Raw genomic sequence first — 21,824 nt, 5'->3', positions numbered from 1 at the left:
GAGATAAATATGCAACATACAGTCAGCAGCAGTACGTTAATTAAAGCCGCTCTATCGGCGATTGTCGTAGCAGGCATTGTTTTAGTTACGCTAATTTTACCCGCCGAATACAACATTGATCCGACTGGAATTGGACAAAAAATAGGTGTCACAGTATTAGCGCAAGCGGCAGAACCAGAAGTACAACAAAGCGCTCCTGCCGAAGGCTCTAATGAGTTTCAAACGATAGAAGTGATGGTACCTGCAGGGCGTGGAATAGAATATAAATTCGACATGCAACAATTTGAAAAAATGACCTATGAATGGATAACAGATGGGACGGCTTTATTTGTTGACCTCCATGGTGAGCCAAAGGGAGATACCTCAGGATATTACGAAAGTTATGTCATCGCGACGTCGGCTGATATGAAAGGTAGTTTTACGGCACCATTTGCTGGTTCCCACGGATGGTATTGGAAAAATAAGTCTAATCAACCGGTAGCAGTACAGTTATTGGTAAAAGGACAATACAAAGTCATCGGTTTAAAATAATCGGTTTAAAATGATCGGTTTAAAATAATCGGTTTAAAATGATCGGTTTAAAATAATAAGGAGAAATTTATGAGAACATTACTTTTTACAATGGTGCTTTTGAGCTGTTTAATCAGCAGTTATTCGCTGGCACATTCAAGCCATGGCCATATGAATGATAATGCTGCCATCAGTGTTGTCATCAAGTCTGCAAAACAAATGACATTTAAGGACTTCGGCTATGCGGTTGGTCAGCTTCCGGTATCATGGAAAAATATTACCGTTGCTGATGTAACGGTCTTTAGCGTTACAGGAGGCGTTTATATTGTGAGTGCCACTAATACAGAAGATAAAAAGACGTTATATTTTCAAATTGCTGACGATGGTGAAGTCATGGCAGTATCTGAAAGTAACACTTTTAAATAATTGATAAATAGTTTTGGACACAAACTTCGTGTGTCCAAAACTAACGTTGATTCAAAAACAAAACAAGCACTAGCTAAATTATTTTTCACGCCCAATATACTGATATAAAAACGATTTACTTGTTATCTTATTCGCACTTCATTTGACGTTGTAACATCATATTCTACAATCTGAAGATTAGAATTCTTGGTTCATTTTTTCAAAACTCTTGGTCAGAACATCTATCGAATTTTGATCTAAATGACGAGTAATATCTTCTGTCAGTTGTATATGCATGCGATTGTGGTGCTTATGGAGCGCAATGCCTTCGCTTGTTAATCCAACTAATATTGAACGTCTATCGTCTTCATGTGGAGAGCGAGTAATGAGTCCAAAATTTACCAGTTTCTCTACCTGAACCGTTAAGGTGCCAGTGGTAATTGCAAGCCTATCTGCTAGCTCTTTCATTCTCATGGAACCGTGAGAGCCTAACACCTCAATGGTGTGCACTTGTGCCAGTGAATAACCGGTATCTTTAACGACAGACTGCTCCCAAGAAGACAGTTTGTCGTAAAACTCTATGATTAAATTATTCAAAGAATGCATAAAGGGCCTCAGCAGTAATTCACTTCGATAGTTAAGTGGCTTAGCTTATCAAACTTATTCAATAAGTGTTTAAATGATTCAACGTTGGTATCTGTGGATGTGCAGATTGCGATAGAGGCAGAATAGTGGTCGGCACTAATTCTCCAAATATGAATATCGGTGACCTTGGTTTGTTCATCATTAATGGTGTTAACAATGTCTAATTGGTAATCTTCGTCGATATTTTCATCTAATAGAATAGGACTCGTTTGCTTCATTAAACCTAAAGCCCATTTAGTAATCACCACCGCACCAACGACTCCCATGATGGGATCTAACCAATACCATCCAAGGAATTTTCCTACCAAAAGTGCACAAATTGCTAACACAGATGTTAATGCGTCAGCGAGTACGTGGAAGTAAGCTGCCTTCAGATTGTGGTCGTTACCATTATGGTGCTCGTGGCTATGATGCTCGTGGCTATGATGCTCGTGGCTATGATGCTCGTGGCTATGATGCTCGTGGCCATCATGCTCGTGACTATGATGTTTGTGGTCATCATGTTCGTGGCTATGATGCTCGTGGTCATCATGCTCGTGGCTATGATGTTTGTGGTCATCATGCTCGTGACTATGATGTTTGTGGTCATCATGCTCGTGGCCATCATGTTCATGGCTATGACGCTCGTGGTCATCATGCTCGTGACTATGATGTTTGTGGTCATCATGCTCGTGGCTATGATGCTCGTGGTCATCATGTTCATGGCTATGAAGTTTGTGGTCATCATGCTTATGACTATGATGTTTATGGTCACCGTGGTCATGGCCGTGATGTTCATGACCCAATATAAACATACTGGCGATGTTGACGACTAGGCCTACGATAGCCACAAGAATTGATTGGTTAAATTGGATCTCAATAGGTGACCATAAACGGTGTAGAGATTCAACCAGCATAATAATAGCGACAATGGCTAATGCGATTGCACTTGTATATCCACCGAGAACGCCGACTTTTCCTACGCCAAAAGAGAATCGGTCACTATTAGCATGCTTTTTTGCATAGCTATAGGTGAATAGCGTAATACAAAAAGCGGCTGCGTGAGTCCCCATATGCCAGCCATCAGCGAGCAAGGCCATAGAGCCATATATCGTACCCGCTATCACTTCGATTGCCATGGTGATGACTGTGATAACAAGCACATACCAAGTACGTTTGACATTTTGCTCGTTAACGGAGGTGAAATTGTGTTGGTGGATATATTTTTCGGCAATTTTATTCATAAGAAAATAGTTTGATTATCAAGTAATTCTCGATGTTATATTGTTTGATAATCAAAGTAAATAAGTTAGTTATCAATTTTAAGCATTCAAAAAGCTGATTTGAGAGTCTTGTTTCGGATTATCTTTTTGATTAATAATAGCATTGCAGTTTTTTCAGGGGAGGGAGTAAGATTGCAAGAGATAAAGCTAGAAATGTTTTACTGTGAAACGTTAGCATTACGAGGATTTGTTGAAAAGTTATGGTTATAAACACAAGAATACTTTCTTTGGCATTTATATTGTCTATGATTTGCTCTTGCTCTACGACTCCACCAATTGTTGTTCATAACGAATACGGTGAGATGTCAGCTGACAACGAACTGTTTCGAAAAGAAGCGAGTGATTGTGCGTTAGAAGCTAGGCAAGGTGTTAGTAGTGCAACATTAAATGAAAACTCAGAAGAGCTTGAAGTCGCTTTTGCTAGTATTCAACTTTTATCTTTTTTTAGCGCAAACGCTTCATGTATAAAATCAAAAGGTTGGCGTATTAAAGAGTAATATTAATACGAGACTATGGCGTCAATAGTTAATTTAAGATTTTGGCGCTTCCCATAAAACACCATCTCTTAGCATCGAATTTAAGCTAATAACCATCTTTCTGATGTAGGCTACAATAACCACTTTGTTTGGTTTTTCTGCAGCAACTAATCGCTGATAAGTCCCTTTGGAAACGAGGTTAGATTGTATCGCTGACATCATGGCCATGTATAAAACGGTTCTAACGTGGTGTCGTCCTCCTTGAATTTTTCGATGGCCTTTAAAACCTATACTCAGGCATTAAAAGTAATAGAATGTGGCGATGTTGATTTTGTTGGATTAGCGCGTGCGTTAGTTATAGCCCCTGAACTTGCGAAAGACTGGTTAATTGGCACTGCAACTGACCCTAGTTTTCCTCGATTAAAGGCGTCACCTCAAGGTGGAATAACGGCTTGGTTTACCATGCTGTTAACCGCTATAGCTAATGATAGCGAGGAAAGTTTTGAGCTTGAATTATTACCTGCACTGCATCTTTATGAAGAGCTTGATGACGCTCGTTGTGATAAATGGATGCAAAAATTTGAGATTAAATAATAGTTAATTAATTTACATTATTGATATCGATACATTTTCATCACGTAATATAAATGACGCTTTTAATGGTTTGATAAGTCGCCGAGATAGGTGTTTCTCAGACGCTCAAACTACTTACCCTAACGGTTATCGACAATGTTATCGACAATGTTACCGACAATGTTATCGGTATTGAGCCCGGCAATTTGTTCGATAATTCGTTAGGGAGTTAGTTAGATAATTAGTTAGATTATTTGTTATAAAAATTCGTTAAAGAATAAATTCTAAAGCCTGATTATGCAGAACATTGTTCCAGTTGAGCCTTTTTCTTATTCATTTGCAGATAACTTAACAGCCACATCATTAAGCCGCCAGCAAATAACACTGCCGCTACATAACCTGTCTCGTTAGGCATTGCACCCTGTGCGATAAACATGCCACCCACCCAAGGGCCGATAGCATTGGCGGTGTTAAATGAACATTGTACTAATGCACCTATCATCGCATGACCATTTGGCGATACGTCCATCAGTAAGGTTTGAATCAGTGTCGCTAAACCCACACTGCAGCCAATAAAGAAAATTACTCCATACAATAGCCAAATATTATGGCTGGCACTGACGTAAGCAAGCGAAAATATAATCGTACAAACTAAAGCAATACCAGTGGTTTTTAAGGCGGCGCGATCGGCTGCTTTGCCTAGTACGTAATTGCCTAAGGTACAACCAATACCAAACATTACCATCGCGATTGAAATGGTGTATGCCGGCGTTTCAGTCACCACTAAAATGGTATCGGCAATGTAAGTGTAAATGCAAAATACACCACCAAAGCCAATAATCACAATGCCAAGAATTGACCAAACCAATTTATTCTTTAACACGCTAAACTCATTGATTAAATTTGACGGTTGGTTGTTTTCAATTTTAGGGATCACCACATATACGCACACTAATGCAATTAAGGCGAGGACAGATGCACCCGCTAAACAATAGCGCCAGCTTAAGTTTTGGCCGACTAAAGTGACTATGGGAACCCCTACAATAGTGGCTATGGTTAGGCCCATAAACACTTTAGACATATAGCTTGCACGTTTATTTTGAGGGGCAATATCGGCAGCCAATAAAATCGCGGCACCAAAATAAGCGCCGTGGGGTAGGCCACTTAAAAAGCGAAATACAATAAGCTGTTCAAGTGAGGTTGCCATGGCACTTAAGCCATTAGAGATAAACATTAAGGTCAGAAATATTGCCAAGGCATGGCGTTTTTTCATGTTGGCTGTGGTCAGCATTAAAATAGGGGCGCCGACAACAACACCTATCGCGTAAGCACTAATGGCATAACCACTTTGTGACGGTGTTGAGGAAAATGTTTCACTAATTAATGGCAGCATTGGCATCATCGAAAACTCTGATAATCCCAATATAAATGTGCCTAAGGCTAACACTAACAAAATGGCGGTAGTATTCAGTTGGCTTGGTAATGCTGCAGCCGGTGTCATAAAAAATCCTAGTGATGATATAAAATACGGTGAATTTAACAGTTGATGTCGGGCTAAACCACTGAGCTAAGCCCGTTTGTGCATGACAAAAACTAACGTGCCAATTACGGCATATTAGTCTTGCCAGCGCTGCTTAATGTATAAAATACTGGGTAAAGATTGCTGAAATAATGTCACTAATTGCGGGTCAAAATGTATGCCGCTTTGGTCATGTAAAAATGCCATGGCTTTGTCGACAGTCCATGCTTCTTTGTAAGGGCGTTTACTGGTGAGAGCATCAAATACGTCGGCTATTGCCACAATACGTCCCTCAATAGGAATATTTTCACCTTTAAGTCCATGAGGGTAGCCGCTACCATCCCACTTTTCGTGGTGAGTCATGGCGACGACTTTGGCTAAGGCGATCAAATCTGAATCTGATTCACCTAGAATTTCGGCGCCGATTTCAGGGTGCTTTTTCATGATGGCAAATTCTTCATCGGTGAGCTTACCCGGTTTAAGCATAATGCTGTCGGGAATACCAATTTTACCAATATCGTGCATTGGTGCTGCATGGAGTAAATTGTCGGCGGCCGATTTTGATAAACCATAGGCGAGGGCAATGATTTTAGAAAAATGGCTCATGCGCATCACATGCATACCGGTTTCGTTGTCTTTGTATTCTGATGCTCGGCCTAAGCGTTGAATGACTTGTAAACGAGTACGGCGCAAATCGTCTGCTTGCACTAAAGACAAATGAGTACGAACACGTGCTTTAACCACCGCTGGGGACACGGGTTTAGTGATGTAGTCTACCGAGCCAACATCAAAGCCTTTGGCTTCATCTACTTCGTCACTTAACGCCGTAACAAAAATGACCGGTACTGCTTTGGTGCGTTGCTCTGTTTTTAGTTGTTGGCAGACTTCAAAACCAGTCATACCTGGCATCATCACGTCGAGTAAAATCAAATCAGGCAGGTCGCGTTCAATTAAACGCAGAGCTTCTTCGCCACTTTTAGCAAATATCAGCCTGTACTGATCCTCAAGCATTTTCTTTAATACTCTGAGGTTAGCGGGCTCGTCGTCGACAACTAGAATTGTCGGCATACGGTCTTGGTTGTTATATATCATTCAATTCAGTCTTTTTACTGTGCAGTAACATCGGACTCAAGAGTATTGAGTTGTGTTATTGCTTGTTCAAATTCAAAGTTGTCTAGAGCATGTTGTATGTAGATACATTGCTGTCGGTATGCCGACGGAGTGGCTGCAATTAGTGTATCGACATCGTGTTCATTGTATTGATTTTCTTTTGCAGCTAAGCGAATAAGGTTAATGATTTGGATGAACTCACCGACGCTCATAGGATCTTTTTCTGCGGCTTTATCTGGGTGTTGACTGATATCTTGAGTGCTAAGATAGTCTGCGATGCGCGCAAAAGCCTGTTCAATCTTTGGCAGCAAGGTCAGTAATTCTGTGCTGGATTTTGTCATGGCTGAGCGTTCAGCATCGCTAAATAACCGTGTCAGTTGCATTAGAGCTAAATTGCCAGACAGCCCTTTGAGTCCATGCAGTTGTTGACTAATAGCTGGCCAGTCGGCAGTTTGTATTAATTGTTTAAGCTGTTGGTTGCTATCGTGTTGTTTAGTCATAAATAGGCTGATTTCTTTCACGAGAGTCATTTGATCTCCCCACATCGAAGCGCCTTTTTTCTCATTAACCACTTGCCTGTTGTCGATATCAACAGCGGGGTTATCGACGGCCACATTGCTTTGTTCAAGTTTCAATACTTGGGCAATTTCATGATTAAGCAGCATCATATCGATAGGTTTGTTGGCAAAACCATCCATGCCGGCATCCAAGGCTGCTTTTTTGTCTTCAGGCAATACGCTGGCCGTTAATGCAATAATTGGCATATGCGGTAACTGTTCATTTTGCTCTTGTTCACGACGAGTACGCGAGGCGGTTAATCCGTCCATGATAGGCATTTGCACGTCCATCAATACAATATCAATTTTGTCGCTGCGCATCCGCAGTAGGGCTTGTTTACCGTCGCGGGCAGTAATGATGCTATGACCTTGGCGCTTCATCATAATGGTAAGCAAATCAATATTTTGCTGAATGTCATCAACAATCAAAATGGCCAATGGTTTAATGTGACTGTTTGTTAACGGGGTCAACGTGCTGTTGATGTGTTTGGGCGCGGTTAATGGCAAGGCAAAACCAAAACAACTGCCTTGGCCAAATGTGCTTTTGGCGGTAATTTTCCCACCCATTAATTCAACCAATTGTTTGCTGATGGTCGTACCAAGACCGGTGCCACCAAAACGACGATTCATGCTGGCATCTGCTTGAGCGAAGGCATCAAACACTAAGGTTAATTGTTCTGGCGTCATGCCAATACCGGTATCGTTAATGGCAAATTCAATGCAACCGCTTGGTTTAACGCTCACATCGATACTGACACCCCCTTCGGCGGTAAATTTAATCGCATTGCCAATTAAATTAGTCAATACCTGACGAATTCGATCTGGAGCACCATGATAGGACATTGCCACATCTGCTGATACATTCACATTTAAAAACAGACCTTTAGAGCTAGCTTGTAACCATAATGTCGATACCACCGAATCAATTTCTTCAATAACAGAGAAATCGCGTAATTCGAGATCGAACTTGCCTTTATCTAACTTAGCACTATCGAGAACATCGTTTAATAGGTGCAATAAAGACTTAGCAGACTGATTAATGGTACGTAAATGCTTTTGCTGTTCAGCGGGTAGCGAATCGTCGAGTAAAATGTCGCTAAAGCCAATAATGGCGTTCATTGGGGTGCGGATTTCGTGGCTCATGTTCGCTAGGAATGCCGAACGAGCTGATGCTGCTTGTTCCGCTTTGTCTTTGGCAATTAATAAAGATTGTTCCATTTCTTTGCGATCGGTGATGTCCATAATAAAGCCGTCGAGCCATTTATCTTGTACATCTATCCCGTCAACATGAGCACCATAACCGAGCAACCAGCGAATATCGCCGTTGGCATTATAGATACGGTATTCCAGCTTAAACACTTGCTCTGTGACGACTTGATTACCTATTTGCTCAAGGTCATCTGGGTGTACGTGTTGGTAAAAATGACGTTTTGGTGTTGCGCCTATATAGTCGCTTGCTGGATAACCGGTGATCTTTTCAACCGCGTCGCTAATAAATACCATCGGCCAGTTTTCAATATTTAAACAGCGATAGGCGATACCGGGAATATTGGCGATAAGTGAGCGAAACTGGGCTTCGCTTTTAATTAGTGCACGTTGCATTTCAATACGATGACGTAAGTCGCTTATGTACATCACAAACAGGCTTTTACCTTCAATACATGCATGACCAATAGATACCCTAACCGGAATGACCGTACCGTTAACATGTAGCGCTTCTACATCGCGGCCAGTACTTTTTTGCTGCGCTATGTTGTGGTTAAAAAAACTGTCTAAACGGGCGTTAAATTCTTCGATAAATGGGCCTGGTATAAAGTCACGAATATTTTGGTGGCACACATCTTCAAGTCGCCAGCCCAGGAGTAATTCTACCGCTCGGTTGCCGCTTTCAATACGCCCTTTAGCGTTAAAGGTAATGATACCGTCAACGGCGGTACTAATGGTCGCGCGGTAGCGTGCTTCAGATAATTTGGCTTGGTGTAACGAGGTTTGGTATTTAATCAGCATGTTGACGGCTAACACCAATAAAATAATCACCACCGTAATCGTGGCAACGGCAATGCCTAAATACAGTGACATCTTTGTGGTTTGTTCAGAAAATTCAAATCCTGGTGGGCGGACAAAACGAGCTGCAGCCATACCGATGTAATGCATGCCGGAAATAGCGCAACCCATCACCATCGCCGCAATCGCATTTTTATGTAATTCACTTAAGGTAAAGCGACCTAGATGGTTCAAGCTAAAACGTATCCACAGTGCGACAATGGCCAAAATAATGGCAATAACTATTGATAAGCCAAAATAGAATAAGTCGTAACGTAGTAGAGGAGCCATTTCCATAGCCGCCATGCCGACGTAATGCATGGTACCAATACCTGCACCGGTCAATATACCGCCCACCACAAACTGGCTTAGTTTTGGTTTGGCTGTTGATATGACATTTAAGGCTACCCAAGATGCGGCAATACTCGGAATAAACGATAACGCGGTTAAGCCGAAATCGTAGCTCACTGGAGTGCATAAACTGAACGCTAACATGCCAATAAAATGCATCGACCACACACCGCCACCAAGTGCAATACTGCCGCAGCTGGTGAGTAAGTATCGTTTATATTTATTGAGCGTTAATACCGCTTGCGACGCGACTTGTAATGCCATAAACGAGGCGAAAACCGCGATAGCGATAGAGATGAAAACGACTATAGGTTGAAAGTCACCAACGACTAAAAGGCTTTCATCTGTAACGGAAAAGAGTGTGCGAATTGTCTCAAGCATAATAATTAGATGAATGTCACTTTTAGATAAGTATAAGGAAGCTATCGGCTTGGAATTAAAAAACATCAGTATTTGTTCGATTTTTAACTAAAGCTTGCGCTAGATCAACGTTTAAATGATTTAGTGCGGGTTGTGGTTAATAGTTTTGTGTTTTTCAATTCCATTCTGTAGTTAACTTACATGATGTTGTTGTAATAATGTTAATAGTCGGTGGTATTTAGGTATTTAGGTATTTAGGTATTTAGGTATTTAGGTGTTTAGGTATTTAGGTATTTAGTTTGGGCTATGATTAATTTTTCGATTTCGTCTATCGTTTCAATTATCGCTCCGGTTATCACTCCAGTTCGTCGTTCACTTTTGTTTATTGTTTTTAGGGGGCGTTAAAAAGTCGTTTTAATAAGGTTGTTTAGACATCATCATCAAACCGTTACTGACAAAAATGAATGCTTTACTGTCAATATTAGCCTTTGTTGTAAACATTACTCACCATGCCTCTTTAGTCTAATGTAGTGCTTTTTTACTTGTGAGTCAGGCCGTTAATTGGTTAGCTTGAGCATGACGAAGCACATGCAAGGAGGCTTTAATGGTCAATCAACATCAAGCACAACTACCGCTTACTCAAAGTGAATATCATGGTGTCACTTCAACGACGCTTACCGATAAAACCATTGGTCAATATTTTGATGATATTGCCAGTGCTTACCCAGACAATCTTGCGGTAGTCGTTCATCATCAACAAATCCGCTGGAATTACCGTGAGTTTCAAGCAAAGGTTGATGCGCTTGCCACCGGCTTATTAACGCTAGGTATTCAGCCCGGGGATAGAGTCGGCATTTGGTCTCCTAACAATATTGAGTGGTGTTTAACCCAATTTGCTACGGCTAAAATTGGTGCCATTATGGTGTGTATTAATCCGGCTTATCGGCCTGAAGAGCTGGAATACTCTTTAAGTAATGTGGGCTGTCGAGCAGTGATTTGTGCCGATAAATTTAAGTCCAGTGATTACTTACAGATGTTAAATGAGTTGCTGCCAGAGTTAAGCACCAGCACAGCAGGTAAGCTCACTACACTCGCACTGCCTGAACTCGAGTATGTTATTCGAATGGGCACCGACCGTACACCCGGCATGCTCAACTTTAATGATTTGCTGCTGGAGGTTAACGACGAAGCTCAACATGTGTTGGCCACCATTGCTGACGCTCTCGATACTCATGATGCGATTAATATTCAATTTACCTCAGGTACTACAGGTAGCCCTAAAGGCGCGACGTTATCGCATCACAATATTTTAAATAACGCTTATTTAGTGGCTGACGCCATGGGCTTTACCTCAACTGACAAGTTATGTATGCCGGTTCCTTTATATCATTGCTTCGGCATGGTGTTAGGCAGTTTAGCCTGTGTTATTCATGCTTCAGCAGCTGTGTATCCCGGTGAATCTTTTGATCCTCTTACCACGTTACAAGTAATCGCAAATGAGCGCTGCACAGCTCTACATGGCGTACCAACCATGTTTATTGCCGAATTAGAACATCCACAATTTAACCAGTTTGATCTTAGCTCATTGCGCACAGGCATTATGGCGGGCGCCACATGCCCCGAAGAAGTCATGCGCCGAGTACAAGAGTTAATGTATATGAAAGAAGTGCTAATTGGTTACGGACAAACCGAATGCAGCCCGTTAAATCACATTACTGAAATTGACTCCCCAATCGAAAAACAAGTGCTCACCGTTGGCAGAGCATTGCCGCATACCGAAGTGAAAATCATCAATGAGTTTGGCGACGTGGTTGCTATTGGTCAACCCGGTGAAGTGTGCAGTCGAGGTTACTGCATCATGCAAGGGTATTGGAATGATGCAGTCAAAACGGCTGCAACCATCGACAGCGCAGGCTGGTTACATTCGGGCGATATCGGCCAAATGGATGAATTAGGCTATGTGCAAATTGTTGGCCGTATAAAAGACATGATTATCCGCGGCGGTGAGAATATATATCCGCGTGAAATTGAAGAAAAACTTTATAGCCATAAGGACGTGCAGGATGCTGCCGTGTTTGGCGTGCAGAGTGACAAATACGGCGAGGAGGTATGCGCGTGGATTAAGGTCCGTGCCAATGCCGACATCACCGAAGACGATATTCGTCACTTTTTAACCGAAAAGTTTGCCTATTTTAAAGTACCGCGCTACATCAAGTTTGTTGACCAATACCCAATGACAGTGACGGGGAAAATTCAAAAATTTAAGATGCGTGAGTTGATGTATCAAGAGTTACATGAAGCCATAAATTGATATTTTGCGTGTAGTCATTAAAGCCCAGTGTTGAGTTATCGCACTGGGCTTTAACATTAATGGGCAATATATTTGCAAGTGAAATTGATATTACACGCACAGACAAGTAACGCATTAAATAGCTGTGTCATAAGCATTGGCATAATTGAAACAGCCTTACTTTCGATAAACAGTTTGAGTTTAGGTTTGAGTTTAGGTTTGAGTTTAGGTTTGAGTTAAACACAATTGTAAACAAATGATGTTTTCTCGATAGCATTTGGTGAGTGATACCATTGCCGGCTTATATTTTTATCGGCTGAGTTCGTCAGCTTTTCCGCTTTTTCAGCTGGATACAATCGACCCATTGTTGGAGTTATTTTGAATAATACTAAAGGTAGTCTTTTTATGGTTGCCGCGATGGCAGCATTTTCTATTGAAGACATGCTGATTAAATCGGCAGCCGAAACCACGTCTATTGGTCTGATTTTAGCGTTATTTGGATTGGGCGGAATGTTGATTTTTATGCTGCTGACTTGGCGTAAAGGGCAAACAATTTTACACCCAGCGATATTGTCTACGCCAATACTCATCCGTGCGGTGTGCGAAGTTATTGGTCGTTTCTGTTTTGCATTGGCTATCACGCTAACGCCTTTATCAAGTGCATCGGCCATTTTGCAGGCCACCCCGTTAATAGCAATGATAGGTGCAGCTTTATTGTTTGGTGAACAGGTTGGTTTTAAACGCTGGATTGCCGTATTGATTGGTTTTTGTGGCGTGTTGATGATTATTCGCCCTGGTCTTGATGGCTTTGAAGCAACGTCTTTATTTGCGGTTGTCGCGACCTTAGGTTTTGCGGGCCGCGATTTAGCAACTCGTGCTGCTTCGCCGGTGTTGTCTAATATGCAACTTGGGGTGTATGGTTTTTTTGTGCTAATTCCAGCAGGCATTGCCATACAATTATACCAAAACGAGCCATTACAACTTGGTTCCACTGCAGCAGCGCAAATTATCGGTGCAATTGTGTTTGGGGTGATGGCGTATAATGCCCTCACAATTGCTATGCGCGCGGGCGATGTATCGGTTATTTCTCCTTTTCGTTATACCCGTTTATTATTTGCCTTAGGTTTGGGGATATTTATATTTGGAGAATCGCCAGATTTAGCAACCTTACTTGGAAGCCTGCTGGTGGTATTAAGTGGCGGATATACCCTAATTCAAACCCGTAAAACAGTCTCAGCAAGTTTGATAAAAAATAGCGCATGAGCAGAGTGAATTGATTCACTCTGCGGTAAGGCATAACAAAGTTAAACACTATAAGATTAGAGATTACTAGGCTAGATATTATTAAGTTAGAGATTATTAGATTAGACATTACTAGGTTAGATATTAGCGATAGACATTAATGATAGATAAAATGTTTCGCATAAGCTTGATGACGGATAAAAAGCGACTAACGTTAAATTAACGGTGCAAGGTTCATTTTTGTAAATCGGAGGTTTTTGATCTAAAGCTCATACTCTGTAGCGTGAAATGTCATATTTTGTTGCGTGACAACGGTAGCAAATAAAAGTGGCTACTCACTAAATACTTTCATTTATTAAACGATAAAAATCAATAACAAAGACCTAAGCTTATTTTCCGTTATACTGCCTTACCCGCTACAGCCCCATATTTAAGAGGTATCAAAAATACCATGGATATCAAAGGAACCTGCATTTCATCTACAGCAGATGAGCACGGCCCCATTTATGTTTATCAAACAAGAAACAGCCGCATTCTCAGTTTTGATGGAAAAATCTATCAAAGTTGTATGAAAATCAATGATATTAATGGATTACATCTGGGCTATACCCAAGCCATGATGGCAGGTTTATTTTTTATTCCCGCAGTAACAACAGCCACAATCATGGGGCTGGGTGCAGGTTCAATGGCTAAGATATTGCTCAGTAGCTTCGCCGATTTGAAGGTACACGCGGTTGAATACCGTGAAGCCGTCGCGAAGGCTGCGAAAGAGTTTTTTTACTTACCTGAAACTGATCGTCTTGCTATTCATATTGACGATGCGGTGAATTACATTAAAAATACCGACATAAAAAGCGATATTATCTTTTCAGATCTATACAACTCACAAGGTATGGAGCCGAAACAAGTACAATCATCCTACTTACACGATTGTAAAAATGCACTCAATCAACAAGGGGTTTTGGTGCTCAATATCTGGCATACGTCAGCTGAATTACGCCAAGAGCTAGATGAATTACTCGCGCTCGAATTTGAAAATCGATTACTCAGTTTTGACGTCGAAAGCGGCAATACCATTGTGCTCGCATTCAAAAGCGACATTCCTGCGATAAAAAGACACGATCTACTGGCGAAAGGCAAAGCGTTACAAGAGCAAATGAGTATTCCAATGGAACGTTACGCCAACTTACTCAGCGATACACAAGGTTGATAGGCTATCGATTGTTATCTTAGATGACGTTTAACTTAGATGATTGTTATCTTAGATGATTTTTATTTTAGACGGTTGTTAGTTCATATTCTGAGGCGAAATATTTTAATGTTGTCGCCGCGAGTTTTGATGACTGGCTTATCAAGCCAGCCTTATACATTGGCCCCAAAAACAATTTCTTGTTTTGAGTCTAACCACATTGGGTTTTGTACCATCACCTTGCTGAACATTCGACTCTGTAAATAGTGATTAAGCCATTGTCGTAATTTGGGGTAGGGTGATCGTAAATACCATTGTCGCTCAACTCTGGCAAACTGACGAATAAACGGCATTAATGCTAAATCTGTCAAACTTGGTTGGTCAGACATTAAATATGAGTGCTGGCAAAGCCTTGATTCGAGATCAGCAAGATAACGCTCGCATTGTTGTCTATCTTCTATAAGCGACGGTTCATGGTAACGTTTAGAGCAGCGGTATTTCTCTAAATGTCCTTTGAATTCATTATCAAATATCGCAATAACCGCCAACATTTCAGTTAACGCGTTTGGCGTTGCTTTATTAACATAATCGTCAGGGTCTGTTTGTGAAAAAGCCCATAGCATGATGGATAAACTTTCATCGATGACCTGATTATCTGTGGTGACTAAAACTGGCACTGTACCTTTGGGCGACACCGTAAGCATTTCTGCAGGTTTGTTGCTTAACACTAGGTCGCGCAGGTTTACTTGCTGTTTGGATGCATAAATAGCCAGTCTGGCGCGCATTGCGTAAGGACAATTTCTCAACGAATAGAGTACAGGTAATACCATGATGTTGTTTATTATCTCTCAGTCAGGTAATGCAGTTAGCAAAATGATCCTGTTCATTTTATCACTAATACCTAACCCTTTAAATATTGATTACGGGAGTCTTTTTTGAAGATTCAAATGTATTGTTTGAAGCTCATTTTTCTAGGTTAAGTGTTAAATGATTAACTTCAGAACAAGAGTATTAAACGATTAAAAATCAGTTTTTATAGAGTATTAATTACCTTGATATAGGTAGCGAATAACGCTACGAGATATAAGACACTGCGCCTTGTTATCCAACACTTATGGCGCGATTTTTCGTTTAAGGTTAGGTCTTGAACCACAAACCTCTGGCGTAAAAGACAGCTGTATTACATACTTTAACGACTGTTCAATTATGCGGTAGTTCATTCATGCAGGGTTCCTCTATTGAGAAAACACTTGAATACAAAGGTCATGTTGTTTTTAAAAAACTTACTATTCCAGCTTTTAAGCGTTTTGCTCGAGAATTTGCGTCTAACGAAGCATGTTTTGCTTTTTTTACCGAAGGTGAGTACCAGGTGCGTACTTCAACAGGAGTATTGACGGTAAACCGTGATATTGGCTTACTTGCCAAATGCGTCAATTATTTCTATGAAACCGTAAGTGGCCAGTTAGAGCAAGGCCGTGGTGAGGTGATTGGTGTTTTTTTGTTTCCCGATATTTTTCAACGTTTATTCCATTTCGATTTCACCCAATCGGACTATCAAGTCGATTACGACTTAAAGCAAGTAGAAGTGGACCAATTGTTGACACATTTTCGGGACAGTATTTCTATATTGCTCGACACACCTGATTTGGTAACGCCCTTGATGATAGAAACCAAGTTACGTGAATTTGTGTTGTTGATGACCCAAAAGGTGTCAGCCCCATCAGAATTAGATTTTTTAGCATCGATGTTTAAGCCTAATTTTGTCAAATTCGAACAAGTTATCCAACATCACTTATTCAGTGATGTAAGCATCGATGAATTGGCCGCGTTGTGCCATATGAGTGTGTCAAGCTTCAAACGAAAATTCAACGAGGTTTATGGACAGTCCCCTAAAAAACATATCAGCCAATTAAAAATTGATAAAGCCATTAGTTTGCTAGACGAACCAAGCTCTCGGGTTTCCGACATTGTTTTTCAAACAGGCTTTGAATCTATATCAACCTTTAATCGTGTGTTTAAAAAACATATCGGTTGCTCGCCGTCTGAGTATCGCCAACGGCAATCCCCTTAATATGTAGCAACGGCAATTCCTTAAGAGATCGCGTTAATTCGTTTTGGACTAAAGTGACCATCAACTGAGCTTTTCTGATAAGTACCTATACAAGTTGTTGCGTAGACTAGCCTCATTAAATGTAACTAACACTTTGCAAACGAAGCAATGAGCATGGGCAACAATTTTAAAAAACGATATGGTGACAGGGCATTGTGTAGATAAGGTTTTCGTCAAAGTGTTAATCTGTCGCCACTATGTTTGAATACTGTAGAACTTAACGATTAATAAAAGAGAGAATGTCATGATTAAAGTCAGTGTATTGTACCCAAATAGTGAAAGTGCTACTTTCGATATGGATTACTACTGTAAAACCCATTTACCACTTGTTGCAGATTTAGTCGGGGAAGCACTTATTTCAGCCAGTGCAGACCTTGGCCTTGCTAGTGTTGTACCCGGTGAGCCTCCAATGTACATCGCAATGGGTCATCTTACATTTGAATCTGTAGAAACATTTAAACAATCATTTGGCCCACATCAAGCTGTGATAGCGGCAGATATAGTTAATTTCACAAATACCCATCCCGTGATACAAATTAGTAACATAGCTCAATAATATTATGCCTGTCTGATGCACGTTACCCTAGCATTGCCATTTTAGCGTCTTAAATGAATAAAATCATTTAGGACGCATTGGTATTAACCTTACCGTCTAATTCGCGATGCGACTGTTGACTATAAATGCGTATCACCGCAGCTTTATTCCAAGCCCATCTATTGGTGAAGTTACTATCGATACTTGCATCGGAGTGACAGTTCCAAAACGGTGGTTTTTATTCAATCTGCAACTTGTACTCCACTTATAATTTTTGTTATCTAAAGTGTGTATTTGACCATTAACAATGCGCACCAAACTTAAAATGATTTAGTATCACTTTGTAGGTATTTATTGTTATAAGTTATAAAAACAAATAATTATTTAGTATGATCTATTCGTTAAAATCACCCTGTTTTCGCTTCAATATAACCTTTTGGTAGTATCTAAAACGTGGTTTTTGTCTCCATAATATCATCGCCTGATTCATTTCGATGTTACTAGCCAATACAGCCTATTTTGTCCGATCTCGCTATTTTTATTTAGGTGTCATTCAAAAGAATTACGAAGCTAACCTATTGAGTAGTAAAGATGAAAATATGACTTTTTATTGATCTGACCCCGTATTATTTTAATAGATTGATGTTGAAGGATTTCCCCCGCCAAAAACGCGTTTAGCGTTACTTTTATGATTTTTTGCCTCTTGAATTTAAGCATGATTTTTCTATGGTTAATAGCAGGCGCATAAGTAAATATCTCGAGTGCTGTAAAAGTGAGACATAGCATTATGTAGCCGTAAAAATAACCTACTACTTATTACTTACTTGTCATTCATTTCATCATCGAATGACGACCTGTTTGTTAATTTGCAGTGCGTGTAGGTGTTGACACTGAGCTGACGTGTTTTGGTTAAAAATAAATCCAGGAGGTCGTTATGTCTAACTAGTTTAACCCCAACAATAATTACAGGAGGTTGTTATGTTATTTGTTAAATACTTTAATAAAAGGCCGATTGCCCTTGCTATCTCTTTAGCATTGCTGGCCTCAATAGGAAGTGCGGTGGCTTATGAATCGCCAGTGCATGTGTTTTCTGTTAATGACGTACTGGGAGGGTTGAATGGAGTGACCTTCGCAGACGACCAAACGATCATTTGTGGCCTTGGCCCAGTGAGTTGTCCTGATGATAATCCAGCGCTTATCGACAAGTCGGGGGTGATGTTATATCCAGTGGATAGCGAGTTTGGCTTTTATGTGGTTGATTTTCTGGGCGCGCAGCCCAAAGCGCGCAATGGTGATTACCTCGAAGGATTCGTTGGTAATATTGACGAAGGCGGAGGGGTGATTGGTATTCAAGTTGCCAATGCCGCCACCGAAAAATACAAGGTAAAACCACCATTAGGAACATGGTGTCAAGGGCTCGGTGGCACCTCGGTAAAATGTGAAACAGAGCATTATACTGTTATGGAACATGCGCTTAGTTGTTATGAGACCATTCCATACTTTTTTGCCAGCCCGGACGGTACCCAAGCCATTATATCAACCCCAGACGGCACTCTGTCGTATGACTGCGCTGGCGCGCCACTAGATGATAATGTTCAAGTGTTAGTGGGTGGACAACAAGCCTATCGCTTAACCAATGCGATACCCTGTGAAACAGATGGCCAACCTGAAGGGTGCCAGATGTTTCCTAACGACAAGACCAACATGCTCGATAACATCGCCTTAAGCAGTGATTATTCCGTGCAGCTTAAAGATGATGGTAAGCCACTTTATGGTTGGGGCGGAATACATAAACGGCCGAACGATATCCGCATGTATGCCCAGTTGGCGCTTCCTGAAGAATGGAAAACATCCACAGAAAACTTTGTCGTTACTCGAGCAGAGCTTGTGGTTAATCACTGGATCACCAATAACCCTAATGACCAACTTCGTCCAGAAGACTTGGAAAATGAAGCTGCAACAGGGCGTAAGCCTTCCTATAGAATTGAAGGTGATGGTGACGCAGCCGTATGGAAAAGTACTGTTCCGTGTTATGAAGGCGACAGCGATATAATCGATACTGAAAGTGGCGCTTTCGATCCATCCTTTATCGGTGTCGGTACAATATTAAAGAATACCCCTAAAGCACTGGACCCTTTGGCTACACCAGGTGAAAGCGCTGCAGAGCACCCTTATGCATTCTCATCAGATCTCGCTGGTGGCTATTCTAATGCTTACTATACCACCATCAATCGTGACCCATTTGAATGGTCTTATGATGCCAATCCTGACCCAAAAATTCAGGATTTCATCGGTAGTGCACTGCCAAATGCGTCGCTCGGTGAGCTTGTTTCAGGCCCTCGCTGGAGACTTAAACCTAATAAGTTTGGTCAAGACTTGCCAGGACTTGAGATCCCGTTGATTGAATGTAGCGCGCCGCCTTTTGCCAAAGAAAACATTAAGTATGAGGTCGGTACGCCAACGACCACAGTGATCAATTTACTGGATTGGGAAGAGGGAGAAATATCTCCGCTGGCAACCAGTAGAGGTTGGGTTGATGTGACAGCAAATGAGTATGTCACTATTGTCACTGAGGACGGCGAACCGGCGGTTACCAGCAATGGTTTACCGATGACGTCAGATTTTGACCTTGCGGTTTACATTAAGGGCGATAGTAAATCAACAGCCTTATATAACGCACAGCTCATTATCGAATATGAAGGCGAAGTTCCTGTGGTGAATACTGATGTCGATGTTGCACTGACTGCTTTTGCAGCATCAGCTACAGTGTCCTTTAATCAAACGGTGGCAATGGTTGTCGATGTGAGCAATCTTAAACCCAGTAGTGTCAGTGGTGAGGTAACCATTACTGGAGTCACTAACCAAGGCGTGGTTATTGAACTGCCGCCGATGGCTTTCAGCGATTTGGATGAAGGAGATACGATTTCATTAAATGCAAGTTGGACAGCCAACATCATCAGAACGTCCGCTGTTAGCTGGACGGCGACGGTGACAGCAGAAGGCGATCTTAATAGTGATAACGATACTGCCACCGCAACAACAAAAATCCGTAGATGATAATTAAGGATTAGCAGGTGAATCAAAGGGGAGAACTTTTGTTTCTCTCCTTTTAACCTTATTGATATTGTTATTAACGGTCTTTACAGACTTAGAAGATAGGAATAGCAAATGCGCATCATACGAATAATCTTTGTCTCGGCCATTATTTTATCCTCGGTGATTACCTCGTTATTCGCTGAAGAAAACAGCGATCCAATCCAACCGGCAACTACCATTCTACCGGCTACTGCAACCACGCCGGTGCTAGTCACACCAGCTATCAAAACTCCGGCAGTAACGTCGGCAGTAACTTCGACAGAGCCAGTCACGCCAGTTATAGCAAACCCTGCAGTAACCCCGCCAGCGCCTAAACAAAGTGCGAAAAAACCGGCAATGGGTCACGATTACCAAAAAAATATGCCCAAGCTTGGCAAAGGTGATCCCAATTATCGTGGCGGGAAGGAGGTTGTATCTGATGCTCAACCCATAATCAACAACCAAGAGAGTCAATCAAAAGCGCCATCAATCATAGATAACCAGCGCAAAAGTGGTGCAGATGTAGGTTTTCCTGGCTACCGCGGCGAGGGAGACTCGGCTTACCCACAACATCAGCAATATCAAAATCCGCCACGCTTTCCGGCTGAATCAATAGAGACTACTCCAGCTGATACGTCTCCAGTACAGACTAAACCAACCGAACAAAATAGTGATGTACAGACAAATAAACCATCGGTTGATGCTTCAGCAAATAAGGTCAAAACACGTGCGATGATTAACCAACAGCGCAAAGGAATACTTCATGCAGCCGCATTTGGCGACGAGCCAGCGGTAAAAGCATTACTCAAGCAAGGATCAAGCCCAAATGCCAGAGCAAAAGACAGAATAGGGCGAACAGCATTAATGCTAGCGGCATTGAGTGGTCATGAAAACGTGGTTAATACACTGCTTAAACAAGGTGCCAGTGTGGATTTAAAAGATAGAACCGGCCATACCGCACTTAACTGGGCGGCAAATCGATCGCACCTAAACATAGTCACGTTATTACTCAACCATGGCGCTGATATAAATATCAAAGATAATGGCGGCACCTCTCCTTTGTTATATGCGGTTGCCACTAGCAATGTGGCAATGGTCAGTTTATTGCTTTCACATGGCGCTGAAACTGAGTTACAAAGCGCTGAAAGTAAGATGACGCCACTATTACTGGCCATTGAGCATAACGATATTGAATCTATTAGTCTTTTACTAGATAACGGAGCTGATGTTAATGGCACAAACAGTGATGATTTTTCACCATTAATGGCTGCGGCAGAAAAAGCTCAGCTCAATATAGTGCAAACACTCCTCTCCCATGGTGCTGAGGTTAATCGATATGATAATAAGCATTTTACGCCATTGCTCTACGCTGCCGACAAGCAACACATCGGCATCATGCAGTTGCTATTATCCCAAGGTGCAGATGTCAATTTTCGCGATAATAAAGGCCGAACCGTTTTAATGCGCGCCAAGCAGCAAGGGCATGCAAACGTTGTAGCGTTATTATGCACAAAGGGATCTAAATATAACGCCGATGGATGTTGAGATTAAAAAGGATATCGAGTTTAGTTT

General features: G+C 41.4%; 17 protein-coding genes and 1 pseudogene. 11 read left to right on the top strand and 7 right to left on the bottom strand.

The annotated features are described in order from the left end of the window. Positions 1-9: 9 nt before the first annotated feature. Positions 10-531, top strand: coding sequence for a hypothetical protein (locus HNW13_RS13410; RefSeq protein WP_011637972.1), 522 nt, complete (start codon positions 10-12; stop codon positions 529-531). Positions 532-600: 69 nt separating this feature from the next. Continuing rightward, complete coding sequence (locus HNW13_RS13405) at positions 601-936, top strand: DUF6488 family protein (RefSeq protein ID WP_101087984.1); 336 nt, start codon at positions 601-603, stop codon at positions 934-936. A gap of 177 nt (positions 937-1,113) precedes the next feature. On the opposite strand, the gene HNW13_RS13400 is transcribed toward HNW13_RS13405, so the two are convergent. Further along, positions 1,114-1,521, bottom strand: coding sequence for a MarR family transcriptional regulator (locus tag HNW13_RS13400; protein ID WP_101087986.1), 408 nt, complete (start codon positions 1,519-1,521; stop codon positions 1,114-1,116). 8 nt (positions 1,522-1,529) lie between these two features. Continuing rightward, the gene (locus HNW13_RS13395; protein ID WP_192115970.1) at positions 1,530-2,783 is read right to left on the bottom strand and encodes a cation diffusion facilitator family transporter; all 1,254 of its coding nucleotides are present in this window, start codon (positions 2,781-2,783) and stop codon (positions 1,530-1,532) included. A gap of 239 nt (positions 2,784-3,022) precedes the next feature. On the opposite strand from HNW13_RS13395, the gene HNW13_RS13390 reads away from it, so the two are divergent. Next, complete coding sequence (locus HNW13_RS13390; protein ID WP_157822829.1) at positions 3,023-3,319, top strand: hypothetical protein; 297 nt, start codon at positions 3,023-3,025, stop codon at positions 3,317-3,319. Between the two features lie 33 nt (positions 3,320-3,352). Here HNW13_RS13390 and HNW13_RS13385 read toward each other — a convergent pair. Next, positions 3,353-3,583: pseudogene (locus HNW13_RS13385) on the bottom strand (IS110 family transposase); the annotation flags it as partial. On the opposite strand from HNW13_RS13385, the gene HNW13_RS13380 reads away from it, so the two are divergent. After that, positions 3,572-3,892 carry a hypothetical protein gene (locus HNW13_RS13380; RefSeq protein ID WP_208062876.1) on the top strand — a complete coding sequence of 107 codons (321 nt, stop codon included), beginning with the start codon at positions 3,572-3,574 and terminating at the stop codon, positions 3,890-3,892. The pseudogene HNW13_RS13385 and the gene HNW13_RS13380 overlap by 12 nt on opposite strands. Positions 3,893-4,166: 274 nt before the next feature. Here HNW13_RS13380 and HNW13_RS13375 read toward each other — a convergent pair whose 3' ends face one another. From HNW13_RS13375 to HNW13_RS13365, 3 genes are all read right to left on the bottom strand, one after another. Then, positions 4,167-5,372, bottom strand: coding sequence for an MFS transporter (locus HNW13_RS13375; protein ID WP_101087993.1), 1,206 nt, complete (start codon positions 5,370-5,372; stop codon positions 4,167-4,169). 114 nt (positions 5,373-5,486) lie between these two features. Next, positions 5,487-6,482 (bottom strand): two-component system response regulator, encoded by a 996-nt coding sequence (locus HNW13_RS13370; RefSeq protein WP_192115968.1) that lies wholly within the window; start codon positions 6,480-6,482, stop codon positions 5,487-5,489. A gap of 14 nt (positions 6,483-6,496) precedes the next feature. After that, positions 6,497-9,832 carry an MHYT domain-containing protein gene (locus tag HNW13_RS13365; protein ID WP_192115967.1) on the bottom strand — a complete coding sequence of 1,112 codons (3,336 nt, stop codon included), beginning with the start codon at positions 9,830-9,832 and terminating at the stop codon, positions 6,497-6,499. A 583-nt stretch (positions 9,833-10,415) separates the two neighbouring features. Here HNW13_RS13365 and HNW13_RS13360 point away from each other — a divergent pair. The 3 genes from HNW13_RS13360 to HNW13_RS13350 all read left to right on the top strand — a co-directional run bounded on the left by HNW13_RS13360 (position 10,416) and on the right by HNW13_RS13350 (position 14,553). Then, positions 10,416-12,122: an AMP-binding protein gene (locus HNW13_RS13360; protein ID WP_101087995.1), complete on the top strand. Its 1,707-nt coding sequence runs from the start codon at positions 10,416-10,418 to the stop codon at positions 12,120-12,122. Between the two features lie 357 nt (positions 12,123-12,479). Then, positions 12,480-13,364: a DMT family transporter gene (locus HNW13_RS13355; RefSeq protein ID WP_242445193.1), complete on the top strand. Its 885-nt coding sequence runs from the start codon at positions 12,480-12,482 to the stop codon at positions 13,362-13,364. 430 nt (positions 13,365-13,794) lie between these two features. After that, positions 13,795-14,553 (top strand): ATP-binding protein, encoded by a 759-nt coding sequence (locus HNW13_RS13350; protein WP_101087999.1) that lies wholly within the window; start codon positions 13,795-13,797, stop codon positions 14,551-14,553. Between the two features lie 152 nt (positions 14,554-14,705). Here HNW13_RS13350 and HNW13_RS13345 read toward each other — a convergent pair whose 3' ends face one another. Beyond that, positions 14,706-15,362 carry a glutathione S-transferase gene (locus tag HNW13_RS13345; protein WP_101088001.1) on the bottom strand — a complete coding sequence of 219 codons (657 nt, stop codon included), beginning with the start codon at positions 15,360-15,362 and terminating at the stop codon, positions 14,706-14,708. A 392-nt stretch (positions 15,363-15,754) separates the two neighbouring features. Between HNW13_RS13345 and HNW13_RS13340 the strand changes: the two genes are divergently transcribed. The 4 genes from HNW13_RS13340 to HNW13_RS13325 all read left to right on the top strand — a co-directional run bounded on the left by HNW13_RS13340 (position 15,755) and on the right by HNW13_RS13325 (position 21,797). Beyond that, positions 15,755-16,603: an AraC family transcriptional regulator gene (locus HNW13_RS13340; RefSeq protein ID WP_192115966.1), complete on the top strand. Its 849-nt coding sequence runs from the start codon at positions 15,755-15,757 to the stop codon at positions 16,601-16,603. A 283-nt stretch (positions 16,604-16,886) separates the two neighbouring features. Beyond that, positions 16,887-17,198 (top strand): EthD family reductase, encoded by a 312-nt coding sequence (locus HNW13_RS13335; RefSeq protein WP_182745289.1) that lies wholly within the window; start codon positions 16,887-16,889, stop codon positions 17,196-17,198. 957 nt (positions 17,199-18,155) lie between these two features. Next, positions 18,156-20,234 carry a hypothetical protein gene (locus tag HNW13_RS13330; RefSeq protein ID WP_192115965.1) on the top strand — a complete coding sequence of 693 codons (2,079 nt, stop codon included), beginning with the start codon at positions 18,156-18,158 and terminating at the stop codon, positions 20,232-20,234. A 111-nt stretch (positions 20,235-20,345) separates the two neighbouring features. Beyond that, positions 20,346-21,797 (top strand): ankyrin repeat domain-containing protein, encoded by a 1,452-nt coding sequence (locus HNW13_RS13325; RefSeq protein WP_192115964.1) that lies wholly within the window; start codon positions 20,346-20,348, stop codon positions 21,795-21,797. Positions 21,798-21,824: the final 27 nt, after the last annotated feature.

The sequence above is a fragment of the Shewanella sp. BF02_Schw genome, from assembly GCF_014596695.2.
Lineage (GTDB): Bacteria > Pseudomonadota > Gammaproteobacteria > Enterobacterales > Shewanellaceae > Shewanella.
This window is presented reverse-complemented; position numbering and strand designations above follow the sequence as displayed.

Excerpts from the sequence above, each read along its gene's own strand:
- HNW13_RS13410 (WP_011637972.1), top strand. The coding sequence starts at position 10 with ATGCAACATACAGTCAGCAGCAGTACGTTAATTAAAGCCGCTCTATCG.
- HNW13_RS13405 (WP_101087984.1), top strand. The coding sequence starts at position 601 with ATGAGAACATTACTTTTTACAATGGTGCTTTTGAGCTGTTTAATCAGC.
- HNW13_RS13400 (WP_101087986.1), bottom strand. The coding sequence starts at position 1,521 with ATGCATTCTTTGAATAATTTAATCATAGAGTTTTACGACAAACTGTCT.
- HNW13_RS13395 (WP_192115970.1), bottom strand. The coding sequence starts at position 2,783 with ATGAATAAAATTGCCGAAAAATATATCCACCAACACAATTTCACCTCC.
- HNW13_RS13390 (WP_157822829.1), top strand. The coding sequence starts at position 3,023 with ATGGTTATAAACACAAGAATACTTTCTTTGGCATTTATATTGTCTATG.
- HNW13_RS13380 (WP_208062876.1), top strand. The coding sequence starts at position 3,572 with ATGGCCTTTAAAACCTATACTCAGGCATTAAAAGTAATAGAATGTGGC.
- HNW13_RS13375 (WP_101087993.1), bottom strand. The coding sequence starts at position 5,372 with ATGACACCGGCTGCAGCATTACCAAGCCAACTGAATACTACCGCCATT.
- HNW13_RS13370 (WP_192115968.1), bottom strand. The coding sequence starts at position 6,482 with ATGATATATAACAACCAAGACCGTATGCCGACAATTCTAGTTGTCGAC.
- HNW13_RS13365 (WP_192115967.1), bottom strand. The coding sequence starts at position 9,832 with ATGCTTGAGACAATTCGCACACTCTTTTCCGTTACAGATGAAAGCCTT.
- HNW13_RS13360 (WP_101087995.1), top strand. The coding sequence starts at position 10,416 with ATGGTCAATCAACATCAAGCACAACTACCGCTTACTCAAAGTGAATAT.
- HNW13_RS13350 (WP_101087999.1), top strand. The coding sequence starts at position 13,795 with ATGGATATCAAAGGAACCTGCATTTCATCTACAGCAGATGAGCACGGC.
- HNW13_RS13345 (WP_101088001.1), bottom strand. The coding sequence starts at position 15,362 with ATGGTATTACCTGTACTCTATTCGTTGAGAAATTGTCCTTACGCAATG.
- HNW13_RS13340 (WP_192115966.1), top strand. The coding sequence starts at position 15,755 with ATGCAGGGTTCCTCTATTGAGAAAACACTTGAATACAAAGGTCATGTT.
- HNW13_RS13335 (WP_182745289.1), top strand. The coding sequence starts at position 16,887 with ATGATTAAAGTCAGTGTATTGTACCCAAATAGTGAAAGTGCTACTTTC.
- HNW13_RS13330 (WP_192115965.1), top strand. The coding sequence starts at position 18,156 with ATGTTATTTGTTAAATACTTTAATAAAAGGCCGATTGCCCTTGCTATC.
- HNW13_RS13325 (WP_192115964.1), top strand. The coding sequence starts at position 20,346 with ATGCGCATCATACGAATAATCTTTGTCTCGGCCATTATTTTATCCTCG.